The following is a 15499-nucleotide window of genomic DNA, read 5'->3' on the forward strand; positions in this document are numbered from 1 at the left end:
GCCGAAATCGACGAACGCCACGTCCAAAGCCACCTCGGACACGCCTCCGCAGAAATGACACGAAGATACCAACGCCGCAGAGACCGGTTCCGCGTCAACCTCACAAAAGCCGCAGGGCTGTGAGTAAAAAAGCGAGGCAGGACAAAGCCCCCCGGCCCCACCTTATCCGCGGATAAGGTCAGCTGAGACCGTCGACCAATGTTGCGATGGCCTGTTCTAGACGGGCACGGTCGATCGAGGTAAAGTCGCGATCCACCTTGATTTCCAACCGGCCCTGACCCGCGGTGCATTTCACCTGGCCATGGGCGCTGCGGATATGGAAGGTTGTCTTGGCCTTCGCCCTGCCCTGCCCCGCCGCAGCTTTCGGCGCCTTCGCCCGCTCTGGCACCACGTCGAACGCGTCGGCCTTGGCATAGCGGCGCAGCACGTCCAGCTCATCGCGGATCGCGGGCTCTGACCCGAGCGCCTGAAGATCTCGGCGCACAGCCTCGGCAACATCGGGATGCTCCTTGAGCAACCGCGACAGTTCCACCCCGAGGGCACGCGGGATCTCGGCGGGATAGGTCAGCGCCCCGCCGAGCGTGTCCAGGAGGAAGGCGAAGGAGCGGATATAGCTGCGCTTGGAATAGGGCGCGGATTGAAAGAGAGCCGCGACAGCCTCGGACAGATCCGTGGCGCCAGTGGCGGGATCGGCGGCGTAGTTCTGGGCGGCATAGGCCATCTCGGCGAAGGACAGATCCTTGCGGATCACATTCTCATCGACCATGCGCCGATAGAGCCCGGCCACATCGGTGGCCCCCGGCAGAACCAGCGCGGGGATCGTGGCCCATTGCGCATCGCCGGTCTCATCGAGCAATTGCCGATAAGCGGTGAGGCGGCGGTAACCCTGCACAAGTTCATAGCTGTCGCCGTCCGGGCGCGGCATGACGCGGATCGGATTGGACAGGCCCAGATCGCGGATCGAGGTCACCAGTTCGGCCATCTCCATATCGGCGCCGGGCAGACGGTCCCGCACCAACATCCGGCAATGGACGTCCTCGAGCGCCACGGCGCGCACGATATGACCGGCATCGCGCAGCGCTACATATTCATGGGCGAGCGCATCGTTCTCCGCCCGGATCGCATCGGCGGCGGATTTGCGGGCCTGGAGCGCCTCGGCATTCTCGGAAATGGCGCTGGCCATGGGGCCGCGGCGTTGCGGGGTGGGAGCCTCGGCCGCGGGGGCGTCTTCCACCGGCATCTCGATATCGAACATGCGTTTCTTACGGGTCATGCGAGATCTCCTGCGGGCATCGGTTCAGGCGCGACCTTATCCGCGGGTAAGGTGGGCGCGCCCATGGCCTGCCAATGGGGCAGCATCACGCCGTGGAACTCATCATAGGCGCGGTCGAAACTGGCCCGTGCGCGGCGCCAGGTCTCGCGCGTCATCTCGCGGTAATCCATCTCGTAGATCGAGGAGAGGAAGCGGCCCGATTGCTCAACGGCGCGCGTCATCTCAACGGGATGTTGCGCAAGCTTATCCTCGAACACCTTGCCGAACGCATCGAACATCGCGCGGTGCAGATCGTTGCCAGGTTCATAGCGGGTGAGCAGGAACCGGATGTCGCGGAAGACTTTTGGCAGCGCGACCTTATCCGCGGATAAGGTGCCCTCGAACCCATAGGCGAGATCCTCCAGCGCCTCGGAAAGCTGGCCGATGAAACTGGTGGTGCTGTCATATTCCCAATAGCCGGGGCCCGAGGGGATGTAGAGCATGTCGGCGGCGAAGACGGCATTCATCGACTGATAGCCAATGGCGGGCGGGCAATCGAAGAAGATCAGATCCCATTGGTCGTCCGGCAGCTGATCCAGGAAGCGATTGACCGCCGCGAAGAACGACCATTCGGGGTTCAGATGCCGGTACTGGGCCGACGCAAATTCAACGAAGGCCGCATTGGCACAGGAGGGGATGATGTCGATGGTCGGCCAATTGGTGGGCTGAATGAAATCGCTGAGGCGCAAATCCTGCAGGCCCAGATCGGTGATGCTGGCCGGGATCGCGCGGCGGGGCAGGGCGGTGCCGCTGGACGCCCCCCGGGGCGCGCTGTTCTGCGCCTCGGTCTCGCGGATCAGATCGCGGGCCATGATGCCCCAAACGGTATGCTCTTCGCTGACATCGGCGAGGCCCATGGAATGGCTGAGCGTCGCCTGCGGATCGAAATCGACGCAGAGGACACGGTAGCCATCGAGCGCGGCGGCATGGGCGAAATGCAGCGCGACGGTGGACTTGCCCGCGCCCCCCTTGAAATTGGCGATGGCGGTGCGGAAGGCGCGGCCTTGGGGGCGGGCGGGCATCAACGGCTTGCCGCGCGGCTTAAGCTTGCGGCGGAGCACGTTGACCTCTTCAAGGGAGAACCAACGCTGCCGCCCATCGGGTTCGACCTTACCCGCGGGTAAGGTGGGGTCGGCGGCGAGCTTGCCGCGGAAGGTGGATTGGTTCATGCCGAAGATCAGTTCGGACACTTCCCAGGACGAGAAGCGGCGCAGCGTCTTTTCATTCTCGGGCGAAAAGGTCTGCTGTCGGATCCAGCCCTGTATCTTGAGCGAGCGGGCCTGGAGCGTGCGGAGATCGGAATGCGTTAACATGGTGCCTCGGACGTTATTAACTGCTCTTTTCTGATTTACGCCCAATTTGCGTTTTTTGTCGAGATGGATAATTTTACGTTGGGTTCTGCGCATTATACCGCGTGCGCTGCCTGTGTTGCGCGAATCGGCGAAGGGGCGTGCGGCGCGCTGAGACCGTGAGATTTGGGGGGACGTCCGAGATGCTCCGCGAGATGTTGGGGGGACATCCAGGCAAGATAGGGGGACGCCATGAATGTCCCCTATTACCAATTTATACCCGTTTTTCTGAAATTAAGGGGGAGTGGATTGGGTCAGATTATCGCCAGCCTTGACAAACAGGCGTCTGCCAACGTTAATCGCTGCAAGATCGGGAAAAGCGTCTAAAAGCCTCCGCACCAGATGGGGGATCGCGTTATCCGATCAAGGCAGAGCATCAAGGCGGGCCCTGGGCATGGCGCAACACGAGACGGGCATCTATGCCCTTAGCAGGCCGACGATTGGGCCCGGTGCCTCAGCGATCAAGTATGACATTCTGACGGCCTTGCTGGTGACCTCGACCTGCGGAGAGGCAACGGCGGCGCGGTTGGCGTTGCGCTTATCGCTGCTGATCACCGCGCGGTTCAACTGGCGCAGCGGCAGCTTTTCGGTCGGGCGCAAGGAAATGGCGCGGATGTGGGGTGTGACGGAGCGGACCGCAAAGCGCGAGATGGCCCAGATGAAAGCGTTGGGATGGATCGCAGTTTCGGTTCCGGCGGCGCGGGGCAGGGTGGCGCAATACAAGATCGACCTGCCCGCGGTTTTGCGCGCGACCATGCCCCATTGGGCGGCGGTGGGGCCGGATTTCGTGGCGCGGATGACCGATACGCCGGAGAAGCGCGCGGAAACCAATGTGATCCCGCTGCGCGCGTCATTGCCGGTGGAGGATAATGGCACCGGATGGGCCAAGGTGGCGGCGCGGCTGCGGGAGGAGAACCCGGCGCTGTTCGAGGCGTGGTTTGCGGGCCTGCAGGCGGTGGATCTGGAGAACGGCACCCTGACGCTTCTGGCGCCGTCGCGGTTTGTGGCGACCTACCTGCAGGCGCATTTTGCGATGCGTTTGCTGGCGGCTGTGACGGCGGAGATCGGGCGCGCGCGCGATATCCAGATCATCGCGGAGGGGTAGGGGGCGCCACGGTCAGTCCGCGTCGAGATCCAGCAGCTCGGAAAAGGCGACCGGCGACCAGGCGAGACTGAGCTTATAGCTGTGCAGCGCGGCGTCAGGTTGGGTGAGCTGATCCTTTCGGGCGAGATCGGACAGCTCAGCTCGGAGCGCGCGCAATTGGGTCAGCATATGCCGGGCGGTCTTGGCGGAGACGCGCCGACTTTGGGTCAGAAACGCCGAATGCTCGGTATACTGATCCAGATAGGTGGCGCGCAGGAAATTCATGTTGAGATCCAGCAAGGTCCGGTGGAGCGGCCCGTCGCGCCGGAATTCGACCGGGCCCTGCATGTTCAAGCGCAGACGCCCGCCGGGCATCACCTCGACCAGTGAGAGTTTTTCCAACCGCCGCCCGATGGCGAATAGGGCCAGATCGTCCAGGCCGTAATGGTTCTGGATCGCTTCGGAGGTCATGCCGTCGAGCAGCAGAAGAAACAGGTGAAAGGCGGGGCGGTCATCGGCCAGCCGCGCCTCGATCCGGTCGCCAAGCGAGACCGGCGTGACCTCCACGCGATTGGCCTCGGCCACCAGATCGTCGAGCGTGAGATCAAGCACGCTGCAGATGGCGGTCATCCGGCTGAGCTTGCAATCGCGTTCGGCAAAGATGCGTTTGATCGTCGGCTCGGACAGGTCCAGACGCTTGGCCAGCGCCGCATAGGTGAGGCCGCGGGCCTTCAGCACCGTGCGCAGAAGGTCGAAAAGTTCGGATTGCATCTGGGCCCCTGCGATACCGTGTTTCCCAAAAGGTATCTTATAGTGATACCAGAAAGTCAAAAATATACATACAAGGATCACTTTGTAATCTCTGCGCCATCTTAAAAGGAGCAGAGCATGAAACTTTTGATCGCGCTATGTCTGTCAGTGGCTGTGACGAGTCTGACCCCGAGCCTGGCCGACCCGGCGGATTGGACCACGGGCCCGTTCGATATGCCCGAAAGCGCGATTTACGATCCGATACATGATCGGATTGTCCTGAGTGTGATGGGTGGCGATCCGGGGGCGGCCGACGGCGACGGGACGCTGGCGCTGCTCTCCCCCGATGGCGCGGTGCTTGATCGCGCCTGGGTGGCGGGGCTGGATGCGCCGAAGGGCATGGCGATTGTCGGTACGACGCTTTTGGTGGCCGATTTAACCCGGCTGCACGAGATCGATCTGGCGACCGGAACCGTGATGCGCAGCCTTGATCTGGAGGGCGCGGTTTTCCTGAACGATGTGACCTCGGATGGGACACGCGCATTTGTCAGCGATCTGATGGCCAATCGGATCTGGCTTTATACCGATGGGTTGGCCCTGCCATGGTTGCAGAATGATCGTCTGGCGCATCCCAACGGGCTGTTGCTCGAGGAGGATCGGCTGTTGGTCGGGTCCTGGGGCGAAGGGCTGCGGGCCGATTTTTCGACCGAGATGCCCGGCGCGCTGTTGGCGGTGGATCTGTCCGACCGGGAGATCACCGTCTTGGCCGATGCGGTTGGCAATCTCGATGGAATCGTTCGACTGAACGGGGCCCTTCTGGTCAATGATTGGATCACCGGCGCGCTGTTCCGGATTGAGGCGGATGGCACGGCCCATGTGATCGCGGAACATGCGCCGGGGCTGGCCGATATCGGCGCCTATGAAGATATGCTGCTGCTGCCCGCGATGCTGGATGGCACGCTGTCGGCGCAGACCGTCCCATAGAAGGGCGCAGAGGCCAGGTGCGCTTGGCCTCGGCCCTTGTGCTGCCGCGGAAACGCGCAATCTGCGGGGCTTTTGCCGGTGTCGATGGCGATTTTCCGCCGATCAATTCGGTTTACGTCGCGTTCACCGCGCCGTTCGGCGAGGATATATGGACCTAGGGGAAAAACCGTCCAATCATTACAGCCGAGGTTCCACGCACCTCACCCGGCTTCGGACGGAGCCCAAAACCGTAAAAAGTCAATGACACAGGGAATATACCGACATGACACGGCGTTTTCTTCTTTCCATGACCACTGCGACAGCGCTTGTTCTGTCCGCGCCCGTGGCGGCGCAAGAGACCCATCCGGAGACCGGCGAGACGCTCGCTGAAAACCAAAGCTTCTCTTACCGCCTGCTGGATCAGTTCCCGACGCTGGATCCGCAATTGATCGAAGAAACCGCCGGCGGCCATGTCTCGCGGCAATTGTTCGAAGGCCTGCTGACCCAGAATTTGGATGGCACGTTGCGGCCCGGCGTGGCGACCGAATGGTCGACCGAAGACAACCAGACCTGGACCTTTACGCTGCGCGAAGATGCGCGCTGGTCGAATGGCGATCCGGTCACGGCGCATGATTTCGTCTATGCGTGGAACCGTGCCGCCGATCCGGCCACCGCATCGGAGTACTCCTGGTATGTGGAACTCGCGCAGATCACCGGCGCTGCCGACGTTATCGCGGGTGAGGCCGAGCCAGGCACGCTGGGTGTGACGGCGATTGACGATTACACCCTGCAGGTCGAGCTGGACGCGCCGCTGCCCTATTTCCCACAGATGACGGTGCATTACACCTTGATGCCGTCGCCTCAGGCCACGATCGAAGAACACGGGTCCGACTGGACCCAGCCCGCAAATATCGTGACCAACGGCGCCTTCATCCTGGACGAGCTTGCGGTCAACGAATTCTTCCGATTGGTCCCGAACCCGGAATATTGGGGCGCCGACGATCTGATCATCACGGATGTCACCGGCTATGTGATCAATGATGCGAACCAGGCGTTGAGCCGCTTTCAGGCAGGCGAATTCGACATGATGGACGATCTGCCAGCGGGGTCCTACCCGGATCTGGAGGCCGAGATGCCCGATGTCGCCCATGCGGTGCCGCGGCTGTGTTCCTATTATTATGCGGTCAACCATACTGAGACGGGCCATGAGGCATTGCAGGACGTGAATGTGCGCCGCGCCTTGAGCTATGCGGTGCGCCGCGAGGTGATCACCGACCAGATCCTGCAGGCCGGTCAGGCGCCTGCCTTTAACTTTGCCCATTGGGCGACGGCCGATTTCGAGCAGCCGACCATCTATTACTCGGAATTGACCCAGGATGAGCGCATGGAACAGGCCATCGCGCTGATGGAAGAGGCGGGCTATGGCCCCGACAATCCCATTCAGCTGGACCTGATCTATAACACCTCCGAAAACCACCGTCAGATCGCCATCGCGCTGAGCCAGATGTGGGCGCCCTTGGGGGTTGAGGTGACCCTGTCGAATTTCGAATGGCAGAGCTATTTGGACATTCGCGCCAATCAGCGATTTGATCTGGCCCGCGGCGCGTGGTGCGCGGATTACAATGAGGCGTCGACCTTCCTGGATCTGCTGACCTCGAACAATGACAACAATGACGGGCGTTATACGTCGGAAGAGTTTGACGCCCTTCTGGCCGAGGCGGCCACGGCGGACGATCCGCAGCCGCTTTATACCCAGGCCGAAGAGGTTCTGGCGCGCGATATGGCGATCATCCCGATCTACCACTACACGCAAAACTTCGTTTTGGATCCTTCGATCCGGAACTGGGCGTTCGATAACGCTGAAAACAACTGGTATGTCCGCGATATCTATCGCGTCGCCGAGTAAGCACGGGACGTATCGGGGTGGGCGCCTTACGTGCGCTTGCCCCGGTCATACCGTGATCGATTATGTTCGCTTACATCCTCAAACGCCTGATGATCGCGATCCCCGTATTGGTGATCCTGATCGTTGTGACTTTCATCCTGATGTATCTCGCACCGGGATCGCCCTTTGCGTCGGAACGCGGCATTCCGCCCGCGGTGCTGGCCAATCTGGAGCGGGAATACGGGCTTGATCGGCCCTTCATCGCCCAGATCGGCACCTATATCTGGAATATCGTCACGCAATTCGATTTCGGGCCGTCCTTCCAATACCGCGATCAGGATGTGAATGACCTGATCGAGCAGGGCTTTCCGGTGACGCTGACCTATGGGTTTTGGAGCTTTGTCGTCGCCGTTCTGGTGGGCGCGCCCCTGGGGATCATGGCGGCGATCCGGCACAATACGTGGCTGGATTACCTGGCGGTCGGCGTCTCGATCGGGGCGCAGGTTTTGCCGAATTTCGTGCTGGCGCCGATCCTGGTGCTGATCTTCACGCTGTGGTTGGGCTGGTTGCCGGGCGGCGGCTGGCAGGGCGGGCAGATCGAATATCTGATCCTGCCGATCATCGCGCTGTCCACGTCGTTTATGGCCTCGATTGCGCGGATTGCGCGGGCCGCGATGCTGGAGGTGATGACCTCGAACTTTATCCGCACGGCGCGCTCCAAGGGCCTGCCGGAGCGGGTGATCGTGATGCGCCATGCGCTGAAACCGGCCTTGTTGCCGGTGATCTCCTATCTCGGGCCCGCCTTTGTGGGCATGATCACCGGATCGGTTGTGATCGACCGCTATTTCTCGACCGGCGGGATCGGGCAATTCTTCGTCGCCAGCGCGCTGAACCGCGATTACGGCGTGATGATGGGGATCACCGTTCTGTTTGGCGCGCTTACCATCATTTTCAATCTCGTGGTCGACATCCTGTACGCCTGGATCGATCCGAAGATCCGCTACTGAAGGGGGCTGAACCTATGCTCGCTACCCGTCAACGGGCCGACACGCTGGCTCATTCCGAGCCTGCTGGTCCGCCGCGATCCCTTTGGGCCGATGCCCGGGCGCGCTTCCTGCGCAACCGCGCCGCGCTGGCTGGCCTGGTCATCCTGATACTGGTGGGGGGCTTTGCGATGCTGGGCCCCTTAATTGCTCAGAATTCCATCGAAGAGATCAATTGGTCGATCCTGGGCAATGTGGATAATGCGGGGGGCCCCTGTTTCCTGTCGGGCCCCGATAACGAGATCCCGCCCTGTTCGGAAACCGGCCTGTGGTTCGGCACCGATGCCCAGGCGCGAGACCTGTTCGCGCGCACGGTCCAGGGCACGCAGATCAGCCTGATGGTGGGGATGATCGGCGCCCTGATTGCCGTGATCGTCGGCACGCTTTACGGCGCGATCGCGGGCTATTTCGGAGGCCGGATCGACAATGTGATGATGCGGATCGTCGATGTTCTGATGTCGATCCCCTACATGTTTGTCCTGATCCTGCTTCTGGTGGTGTTCGGGCGGTCGATCCTGATGCTGTTTGTGGGGATCGGGTTGATCTCGTGGCTGGATATGGCGCGGATCGCGCGGGGCCAGACCCTGTCGCTGCGCGGAAAGGAATTCGTCGAGGCGGCGATTGCGACCGGTGTGCCGCCGATGCGGATCATCCTGCGCCACATCGTGCCCAACCTGCTGGGTGTGGTCATCGTCTATGCGACGCTGCTGGTGCCGTCGATGATCATCTATGAAAGCTTTATCTCATTCCTGGGCCTTGGCGTGCAGGAGCCGCTGACAAGCTGGGGTGCGCTGATCAATGAAGGGTCGGACCAGATGCGGCAGGGCCTTTGGATGCTGGCCATTCCGCTGTTCTTCTTCGTCGTGTCGCTGTTTGCGTTCTTCTTTGTCGGCGATGGCCTGCGCGACGCCCTGGATCCGAAGGATCGATGAGTATGACAGATACGCTCGACACGGCCGCGACAAGCGTGGCCACAGACCCCGCCAGCCCGCTGCTATCGGTCCATGATCTGACCGTCGCCTTCAGCACGCCCGATGGCGTGGTCAAGGCGGTCAACGGGATCTCGTTCGATCTGGCCGCCAAGGATACGCTGGCCATCGTGGGTGAAAGCGGATCCGGCAAGACGCAGCTGGCCTTCGCCATCCTGGGATTGCTGGCCAAGAACGGGCGCGCGACCGGGTCGGTGAAGCTGGAGGGGCGTGAGGTCTTGAACCTGCCGGAACGCCAGCTCAACCGCATCCGGGCGCAGAATATCGCGATGATCTTTCAGGATCCGATGACCTCGCTGAACCCGTATCTGAAGATCGGGCTGCAAATGGCCGAGGTGTTGCAACTGCACAAAGGCCTGTCACGGCGGGACGCCCTGACGGAATCGGCGCAGATGCTGGATGCGGTGCGCATTCCCGATGCCAAAAGCCGCCTGGGCATGTATCCGCATGAGTTTTCAGGCGGGATGCGGCAGCGGATCATGATCGCGATGGCGCTGCTCTGCCGCCCCAAGATCCTGATCGCCGATGAGCCGACCACAGCACTGGATGTGACGGTGCAGGCGCAAATCATGGATCTGCTGGGCAATATCCGCGAGGATTTCGGCACTGCCGTCATCCTGATCACCCATGATCTGGGCATCGTTGCGGGCGCCACCGAGCGCACGACGGTGATGTATTCCGGCCAGGTGATGGAGACGGGCCCGACCGACAAGGTCTTTGCCGCCCCCTCGCATCCCTACACGGCCGGTCTGCTGGCCGCGGTGCCGCGGCTGGATGTGCAGCAAGACGCGCTGAGCACGATCCCCGGTGATCCGCCGGATCTGCTGAGCGTTCCCGCCGGCTGCCCGTTCACGCCACGCTGTCCGCTGGCCCACGGGCCCTGCGCCGGCACGGTTCCGGCATTGGAGCGATTTGACGGCGACCGGCTGCGCGCCTGCCACGCGGCCAGGACGGAGGTACAGGCATGACCGATCCCCTTTTGGTCGTCGAAGATCTGGACGTGACCTTTCCGGTGCCGAAACGTGGCGCCATGCCGTGGACCGCCCCCGATCAATTGCAGGCGGTCAGCGGCGCCAATCTGGTGATCAACCGCGGCGAGACCCTGGGCCTGGTCGGCGAAAGCGGCTCGGGCAAGTCGACGCTGGCGCGCGCGATTGTGGGCACGGTTCCGGCGAGCCGGGGCAAAGTGCTGTGGAAGGGCGAAGAGCTGACGCGTTTATCCGCATTGGAGCGGCGCAGCTTCGGACGCCATGTGCAGATGGTGTTCCAAGATCCGCTGGCGGCGCTGAACCCGCGGATGAACCTCGGGCAAATCGTGGCCGAGCCGCTGATGACCCACAAGCCCGACACCGACGCCGCCACCCGCCGCCGCAAGGTGGGCGAGATGATGGAGCGGGTTGGCCTGCTGTCGAACCTGCAGAACCGCTATCCTCACGAGCTGTCGGGCGGGCAATGTCAGCGCATCGGCATCGCGCGGGCGCTGATCACCGAGCCTGAACTGGTGATCTGTGACGAACCGGTCAGCGCGCTGGATGTCTCGGTGCAGGCGCAGGTGGTGAACCTGCTGGCGGATCTACAGCGCGAGATGGGGCTGAGCCTGTTGTTCATCGCCCATGACCTGTCGGTGGTCCGCCATGTGTCGAGCCGGATCGCGGTGATGTATCTGGGCCGATTAGTCGAGGTGGGCAGTGCCGCCGATGTCACGGGCGATCCTGCGCATCCTTATACACGGGCGCTGATCGCCTCGGTTCCGGTGCCCGATCCAAAGCTGGAAAAGGCGCGCACCCGTCCGATCCTGGAAGGCGAATTGCCCTCGCCGCTGAACCCGCCGTCGGGCTGTGTGTTCCGGACCCGATGCCCGATCGCGCGCGACAGTTGCGCCGAGGCGCGCCCGGTGATGGAGCAGGCGGGCGCCGATCATCTGGTGGCCTGCCCCTGGCATGACGCGTCCGACGACACGGCGCCCCATGCGCAGAGCGCGGCGCGCGCGGCCCTTTAGGCGATTTCCGCGGGAATGGGGGTGGGGGACCGACCCCGCCCTTCGATCCGTTGGGGCCGAAACGGGCGCCGGAGCGCCCGTTTGAGGTGTCCTGTGGGGCGCGGATTACTCCGCCGAGGCGTCGAGGATCGCGTTGATCAAGGTGTCGCCGTGATCGGCGATGAAGCCATCCCAGGCCGGGCGCACGGCCTCTTGGAAGGCGGCCCCATCGACGTCATCGTTGATCTCCAGATGTTCGCTGAGGGTTGCCAACATCGCCTCTTCGCCTTCGATGGCGAGGTTGCGCTGGAACGCCACCGCGTCGGCGGCGACCTCCATCAAGATCTGCTGATGCTCAGGCGGCAAGTCGGCAAAACTGTTCTGGTTCATTACCCAGCCGAGCGGTGAATAGGCGTGGCGGGTCAGCGACAGATAATCCTGCACCTCATAGAAGCGGAACGACAATGTCACGGGGATCGGGTGATCCTGCGCGGTCACGACGCCGGTTTCTAGCGAGGTGTAGAGCTCGTTCACGTCCAGCTGGATCGGGTTGGCACCCAGGGCCTGAAACATGTCGGACAACGCTTGGGAATTGTTGACCCGCATTTGCAGGCCCGCCACATCCGAAGGCACACGGATTGGACTGGTATTGTTGGTCATGTTGCGGAACCCGTTCTCAGGATAGCCCAACAGAACCAGGCCAAAATCCCCCATCTGGTCGCCGACGCCTTGCCCGACCGCACCGTCGAGCACGCGATAGGCGGTTTCGCGGGTGGGGAACATGAAGGGCAAGGTAAAGGCGGCGGCCTCCGGGATCAGACCGGTGAAATTGTTCAGGCCCGCGATGGTGATATCGATCGTGCCGGATCGTGTACCGTCGATGGCTTGGGCATCGGAACCCAATTGGCCCGCCGGAAAGATCTGCACGGTCACTTCGCCATCGGTCCGCTCCGCCAGTTCGGCGGCGAAGAACTCGGCCATCTGGTGCTGGATATCCGCCTCCGGCGTAGGATGTGCGAAGCGCAGCGTGGTCTCCGCCAGCACCGGCGTGGCCAGCATGGCGACAGCGCATAGCGCCGTCAGGGTTTGCGAAAGTTTCATCGGTTTCCTCCCAAGGGTCTCAATTTCCGATGAAGATATTCATCGGAACGGTGACGATGCTCGGAACGGCAATGAACAGGCCAAGGAGCATCAGATAAGCCAGGATGAAGGGCGTGGTGCCCTTGATGGCTTGCGACAGGGGAACGCGGCTGACACCGCAGACCACGTTCAGGACGTTGCCGACCGGCGGCGTGATGAGCCCGATGGAGGTGTTCATCACGAACATCAGCCCGAAATAGACCTCATCGATCCCGGCTTCCCGGACAATCGGCATCAGAAGGGGCACCAGGATCAGGATGGTGGGGGACAGGTCCATCACCATGCCGATGGCCAGAACGCAGATCATGATGACAAGCATCAGCAGCCGCGGTTGCGTGATCAGCGGCCCCAGCATCTCCGCCAATTGCTGCGGCAATTGCGCGACGGTGATCAGCCAGGCCGCCACCATGGCGCAGCCCACCAGGAACATGACCATCGCCGTCGCCCGGCCCGCCGAGATCAGGACCTGATAGAACAGGCGCCAGGTCAATTCGCGGTAGACGAATGTGGAAATCACGATGGCATAGACCGCGGCGACCACGGCCGCTTCGGTCGGGGTAAAGATGCCAAATCGGATCCCGCCGATGATGATCAGAGGCAGCAAGAGCGCCCAGAACCCTTCGCGCAACGCCACCAGCCGCTCGGCCCCGGAGGCTTTCGGCAGAACCTCCAGATCTTCGCGGCGCATCATCAGGGTCCACACCACCAGAAGGGTGATGCCCATCATCAGACCGGGTGCGATACCGCCCAGAAACAGATCTTTGATCGAGATGCTGCCCGCCACACCGATCAGGATCAGCGGCAGGGATGGCGGAATGACCGGCGCGATAATCCCGCCGGAGGCGAGCAATCCAAGCGAGCGACCCTCGGGATAGCCCGCCTTGCGCATCATCGGATAGAGGATCGAGACCAGCGCGGCGGCGTCGGCCACCGCCGATCCCGACAGACCGGCCAGAAGAACGGCGGTGAAGATCGCGACATAGCCCAGGCCGCCGCGCCGATGGCCAAGCAGGGTCGTGGCCAGATGCACGATGCGTTTGGACAATCCGCCCACCGACATGATCTCGCCCGCGACCAGAAAGAACGGGATCGCCAAGAGCGGAAAGCTATTCACGCCATTGATCAGCGATTGGCCCAGGATGTCGGCGCTGAACAGATCCAGGTGCAGCATCAACGCCATGGCCGCCAGCAGCAGGGAAAACGCCACGGGCAATCCCAGCAGGATGCCGATCAGAAGAACCGACAGGAAGATGAACAGGGTCATTGATCCGCCCCCCGGCGGGCCAGATCGTCATCGACACCCCCGTCCAGCCGGGCATCCGGGTCGATGATCCGCACCACTGCCAGACCGGTCATCAATACCGATGAGACCACCCCTGCCAGATAGAACAGCCCCGAGGGCAGGCCGGTCAGCGGCGAGATGTTCTGCCAATTCGCGACCGTCTGGCCCCAAGCGCCCCAGAACAGCATGAGGACCGATATCAGGACAACGACATAGGCCAGACGCCGAAGGGCCAATGTGATCGGTGCCGGCAGCAGGCGCAGGATCTCGTGGACGGCCAGGTGTTCGTTGCGGCGCAGCACCACCGCCGCGCCCAGCATCACCAGCCAGACAAGGCAGAGGCGCGACAATTCGATCGCCTCGCGGATGCCCGACGAAAAGCCATAGCGCAGCACCACATTGGCGAAGACCAGCGTGATCATCGCGATCAGAATACCTGCGATCACCACATCCACAGCGGACCAAAACACGCGCAACGCTCTGGACATGCGGGCCTCCCTCCAGCACAAAGGTTATCGATAACCTTCCTTTTGAGTTATCGATAACAAAAAGTCGAGTCAAGCGTGTCATCGGTGCGCCTTTTGCGCGATGATACGCGGATGACTTCTGAGCTGGGGCGAGCCTTATGGACCAATCGATATCGGACCTGAAGCGCACGACATTGGCGGATGTCGCGGCCCGTGCCGGGGTCAGCAAGATGACGGCCTCCAAGGTGTTGCGCGGCACCGGCAGCATCTCGGCCCAGACGCGGGAGCGCGTGCGGGCCGCGGCGCGGGATCTGAGCTATGTGCCCAACCGCCTGGCAGGATCGCTGAGTTCGAACCGCAGCCATATCGTCGCCGTGGTTCTGCCGTCGATCAATGATGCAGTGTTCGGGGATGTGGTCAGCGGCATCAACGCGGTCATCCGCCCCGAGGGCTATCTGACCTTTATCGGGGAATCGCATTTCGACACGGATCTTGAGGATGAGATCATTCAGACCGTCCTTTCCCTGCAGCCCGCCGGGATGATCGTGACGGGTGGCATTCGGCGATCGGAGCGGGCCAGTCAGTTGCTGAAAAGCTGGCCCTGCCCGATCATCCAGATTTGGGACGAGCAGGATGCCGGTTATGACGGTAACATTGCACCAAGCCATGCCGATGCCGGGCGCATGATCGCGCAGCATTTCATCGAAAAGGGCGTGCGCAAGCCCGCCTATATCGGGGCGGAGTTGAAAAAGGACCTGTGCGCGGCGCGGCGGCGGGAGGCGTTCAAAGAGGTGCTGACGGGGGTGGGCCTGGAGCTGATCGACTGCACCGATGAAGACATGCCGCGGCAGGCCGGGTCGGGATCCAAGTTGATACAGGATCTGATGCGGCAGCACCCCGATATCGACGCGCTCTATTGCCTGAATGATGCGATGGCGCTTGGGGCATTGTCGTGGCTGCATGGCGCAGGTTTTGCGGTGCCTGATCAGATCGCCGTGGCGGGGTTTAACGGCACCTCGTTCGAGCATTCGGTGCGCACCCGGCTGACCACCGTCCATATCGAGCGACATGCGCTGGGTCAGGAAGCGGCGCGGGCCGTCCTGGCCTCGATTCGCGGAGAGGTATTTGCACCGCGAGAGGATTTCGTTGCGACCCTGGTTCAAGGCAACACGACTTAGCTGCAGGGGCCTATAGACAGGGGTTTGAGGTATAGAATTGACTTCTATGGATCAAAAATAAATTATACATGAGCTATAG

General features: G+C 62.2%; 14 protein-coding genes. 8 read left to right on the forward strand and 6 right to left on the reverse strand.

Annotated elements, in window-relative coordinates; translation table 11 throughout:
• Positions 1–178 precede the first annotated feature (178 nt).
• Both V8J82_RS21310 and V8J82_RS21315 read right to left on the reverse strand, forming a co-directional pair.
• Positions 179–1273 (reverse strand): ParB/RepB/Spo0J family partition protein, encoded by a 1095-nt coding sequence (locus V8J82_RS21310; protein WP_339978567.1) that lies wholly within the window; start codon positions 1271–1273, stop codon positions 179–181.
• Positions 1270–2625 carry an AAA family ATPase gene (locus V8J82_RS21315; protein WP_339978569.1) on the reverse strand — a complete coding sequence of 452 codons (1356 nt, stop codon included), beginning with the start codon at positions 2623–2625 and terminating at the stop codon, positions 1270–1272. Before V8J82_RS21315 ends, V8J82_RS21310 begins: the two co-directional genes overlap by 4 nt.
• Positions 2626–3055: 430 nt before the next feature.
• Here V8J82_RS21315 and V8J82_RS21320 point away from each other — a divergent pair, with 430 nt between their 5' ends.
• Complete coding sequence (locus tag V8J82_RS21320) at positions 3056–3766, forward strand: DnaA N-terminal domain-containing protein (RefSeq protein WP_339978571.1); 711 nt, start codon at positions 3056–3058, stop codon at positions 3764–3766.
• A 12-nt stretch (positions 3767–3778) separates the two neighbouring features.
• Here the strand turns inward: V8J82_RS21320 and V8J82_RS21325 are convergent, their stop codons facing one another.
• On the reverse strand, positions 3779–4516 hold the full coding sequence (locus V8J82_RS21325; RefSeq protein ID WP_339978572.1) for a helix-turn-helix domain-containing protein: 738 nt from the start codon (positions 4514–4516) through the stop codon (positions 3779–3781).
• A 117-nt stretch (positions 4517–4633) separates the two neighbouring features.
• On the opposite strand from V8J82_RS21325, the gene V8J82_RS21330 reads away from it, so the two are divergent.
• The 6 genes from V8J82_RS21330 (at position 4634) to V8J82_RS21355 (ending at position 11374) form a co-directional block, all read left to right on the forward strand.
• Positions 4634–5479 carry a hypothetical protein gene (locus tag V8J82_RS21330; protein ID WP_339978574.1) on the forward strand — a complete coding sequence of 282 codons (846 nt, stop codon included), beginning with the start codon at positions 4634–4636 and terminating at the stop codon, positions 5477–5479.
• 286 nt (positions 5480–5765) lie between these two features.
• A complete protein-coding gene (locus V8J82_RS21335) occupies positions 5766–7364 on the forward strand; it encodes a peptide ABC transporter substrate-binding protein (protein WP_339978576.1) in 1599 nt (532 codons plus the stop codon).
• Between the two features lie 62 nt (positions 7365–7426).
• Entirely contained in the window at positions 7427–8350 is a 924-nt protein-coding gene (gene oppB, locus V8J82_RS21340; protein ID WP_339978578.1) for an oligopeptide ABC transporter permease OppB, read from the forward strand.
• A gap of 14 nt (positions 8351–8364) precedes the next feature.
• Positions 8365–9318, forward strand: a complete 954-nt coding sequence (locus V8J82_RS21345; RefSeq protein WP_339978580.1) for an ABC transporter permease subunit — start codon at positions 8365–8367, stop codon at positions 9316–9318.
• A 2-nt stretch (positions 9319–9320) separates the two neighbouring features.
• A complete protein-coding gene (locus tag V8J82_RS21350) occupies positions 9321–10343 on the forward strand; it encodes an oligopeptide/dipeptide ABC transporter ATP-binding protein (RefSeq protein ID WP_339978582.1) in 1023 nt (340 codons plus the stop codon).
• Complete coding sequence (locus V8J82_RS21355) at positions 10340–11374, forward strand: ABC transporter ATP-binding protein (protein WP_339978584.1); 1035 nt, start codon at positions 10340–10342, stop codon at positions 11372–11374. The genes V8J82_RS21350 and V8J82_RS21355 overlap by 4 nt, the downstream gene beginning before the upstream one ends.
• Positions 11375–11479: 105 nt before the next feature.
• Here V8J82_RS21355 and V8J82_RS21360 read toward each other — a convergent pair whose 3' ends face one another.
• Genes V8J82_RS21360 through V8J82_RS21370 form a run of 3 tightly spaced genes read right to left on the reverse strand, consistent with a single transcriptional unit; the run spans position 11480 to position 14263 of the window.
• On the reverse strand, positions 11480–12454 hold the full coding sequence (locus V8J82_RS21360; protein WP_339978586.1) for a DctP family TRAP transporter solute-binding subunit: 975 nt from the start codon (positions 12452–12454) through the stop codon (positions 11480–11482).
• A gap of 19 nt (positions 12455–12473) precedes the next feature.
• Positions 12474–13757 (reverse strand): TRAP transporter large permease subunit, encoded by a 1284-nt coding sequence (locus V8J82_RS21365; RefSeq protein ID WP_339978588.1) that lies wholly within the window; start codon positions 13755–13757, stop codon positions 12474–12476.
• Positions 13754–14263, reverse strand: a complete 510-nt coding sequence (locus tag V8J82_RS21370; protein WP_339978590.1) for a TRAP transporter small permease — start codon at positions 14261–14263, stop codon at positions 13754–13756. The genes V8J82_RS21365 and V8J82_RS21370 overlap by 4 nt, the downstream gene beginning before the upstream one ends.
• Positions 14264–14400: 137 nt before the next feature.
• Between V8J82_RS21370 and V8J82_RS21375 the strand changes: the two genes are divergently transcribed.
• Positions 14401–15420: a LacI family DNA-binding transcriptional regulator gene (locus V8J82_RS21375; RefSeq protein ID WP_339978592.1), complete on the forward strand. Its 1020-nt coding sequence runs from the start codon at positions 14401–14403 to the stop codon at positions 15418–15420.
• Positions 15421–15499: the final 79 nt, after the last annotated feature.

It is taken from the genome of Gymnodinialimonas mytili (assembly GCF_037544085.1).
Lineage (GTDB): Bacteria > Pseudomonadota > Alphaproteobacteria > Rhodobacterales > Rhodobacteraceae > Gymnodinialimonas > Gymnodinialimonas mytili.

Bases quoted from the DNA above. Each gene is read 5' to 3' on its own strand.
- V8J82_RS21320 (WP_339978571.1), top strand. From the start codon at position 3,056: ATGGCGCAACACGAGACGGGCATCTATGCCCTTAGCAGGCCGACGATT.
- V8J82_RS21365 (WP_339978588.1), bottom strand. From the start codon at position 13,757: ATGACCCTGTTCATCTTCCTGTCGGTTCTTCTGATCGGCATCCTGCTG.
- V8J82_RS21370 (WP_339978590.1), bottom strand. From the start codon at position 14,263: ATGTCCAGAGCGTTGCGCGTGTTTTGGTCCGCTGTGGATGTGGTGATC.
- oppB (WP_339978578.1), top strand. From the start codon at position 7,427: ATGTTCGCTTACATCCTCAAACGCCTGATGATCGCGATCCCCGTATTG.
- V8J82_RS21335 (WP_339978576.1), top strand. From the start codon at position 5,766: ATGACCACTGCGACAGCGCTTGTTCTGTCCGCGCCCGTGGCGGCGCAA.
- V8J82_RS21355 (WP_339978584.1), top strand. From the start codon at position 10,340: ATGACCGATCCCCTTTTGGTCGTCGAAGATCTGGACGTGACCTTTCCG.
- V8J82_RS21330 (WP_339978574.1), top strand. From the start codon at position 4,634: ATGAAACTTTTGATCGCGCTATGTCTGTCAGTGGCTGTGACGAGTCTG.
- V8J82_RS21310 (WP_339978567.1), bottom strand. From the start codon at position 1,273: ATGACCCGTAAGAAACGCATGTTCGATATCGAGATGCCGGTGGAAGAC.
- V8J82_RS21350 (WP_339978582.1), top strand. From the start codon at position 9,321: ATGACAGATACGCTCGACACGGCCGCGACAAGCGTGGCCACAGACCCC.
- V8J82_RS21315 (WP_339978569.1), bottom strand. From the start codon at position 2,625: ATGTTAACGCATTCCGATCTCCGCACGCTCCAGGCCCGCTCGCTCAAG.
- V8J82_RS21360 (WP_339978586.1), bottom strand. From the start codon at position 12,454: ATGAAACTTTCGCAAACCCTGACGGCGCTATGCGCTGTCGCCATGCTG.
- V8J82_RS21375 (WP_339978592.1), top strand. From the start codon at position 14,401: ATGGACCAATCGATATCGGACCTGAAGCGCACGACATTGGCGGATGTC.
- V8J82_RS21325 (WP_339978572.1), bottom strand. From the start codon at position 4,516: ATGCAATCCGAACTTTTCGACCTTCTGCGCACGGTGCTGAAGGCCCGC.
- V8J82_RS21345 (WP_339978580.1), top strand. From the start codon at position 8,365: ATGCTCGCTACCCGTCAACGGGCCGACACGCTGGCTCATTCCGAGCCT.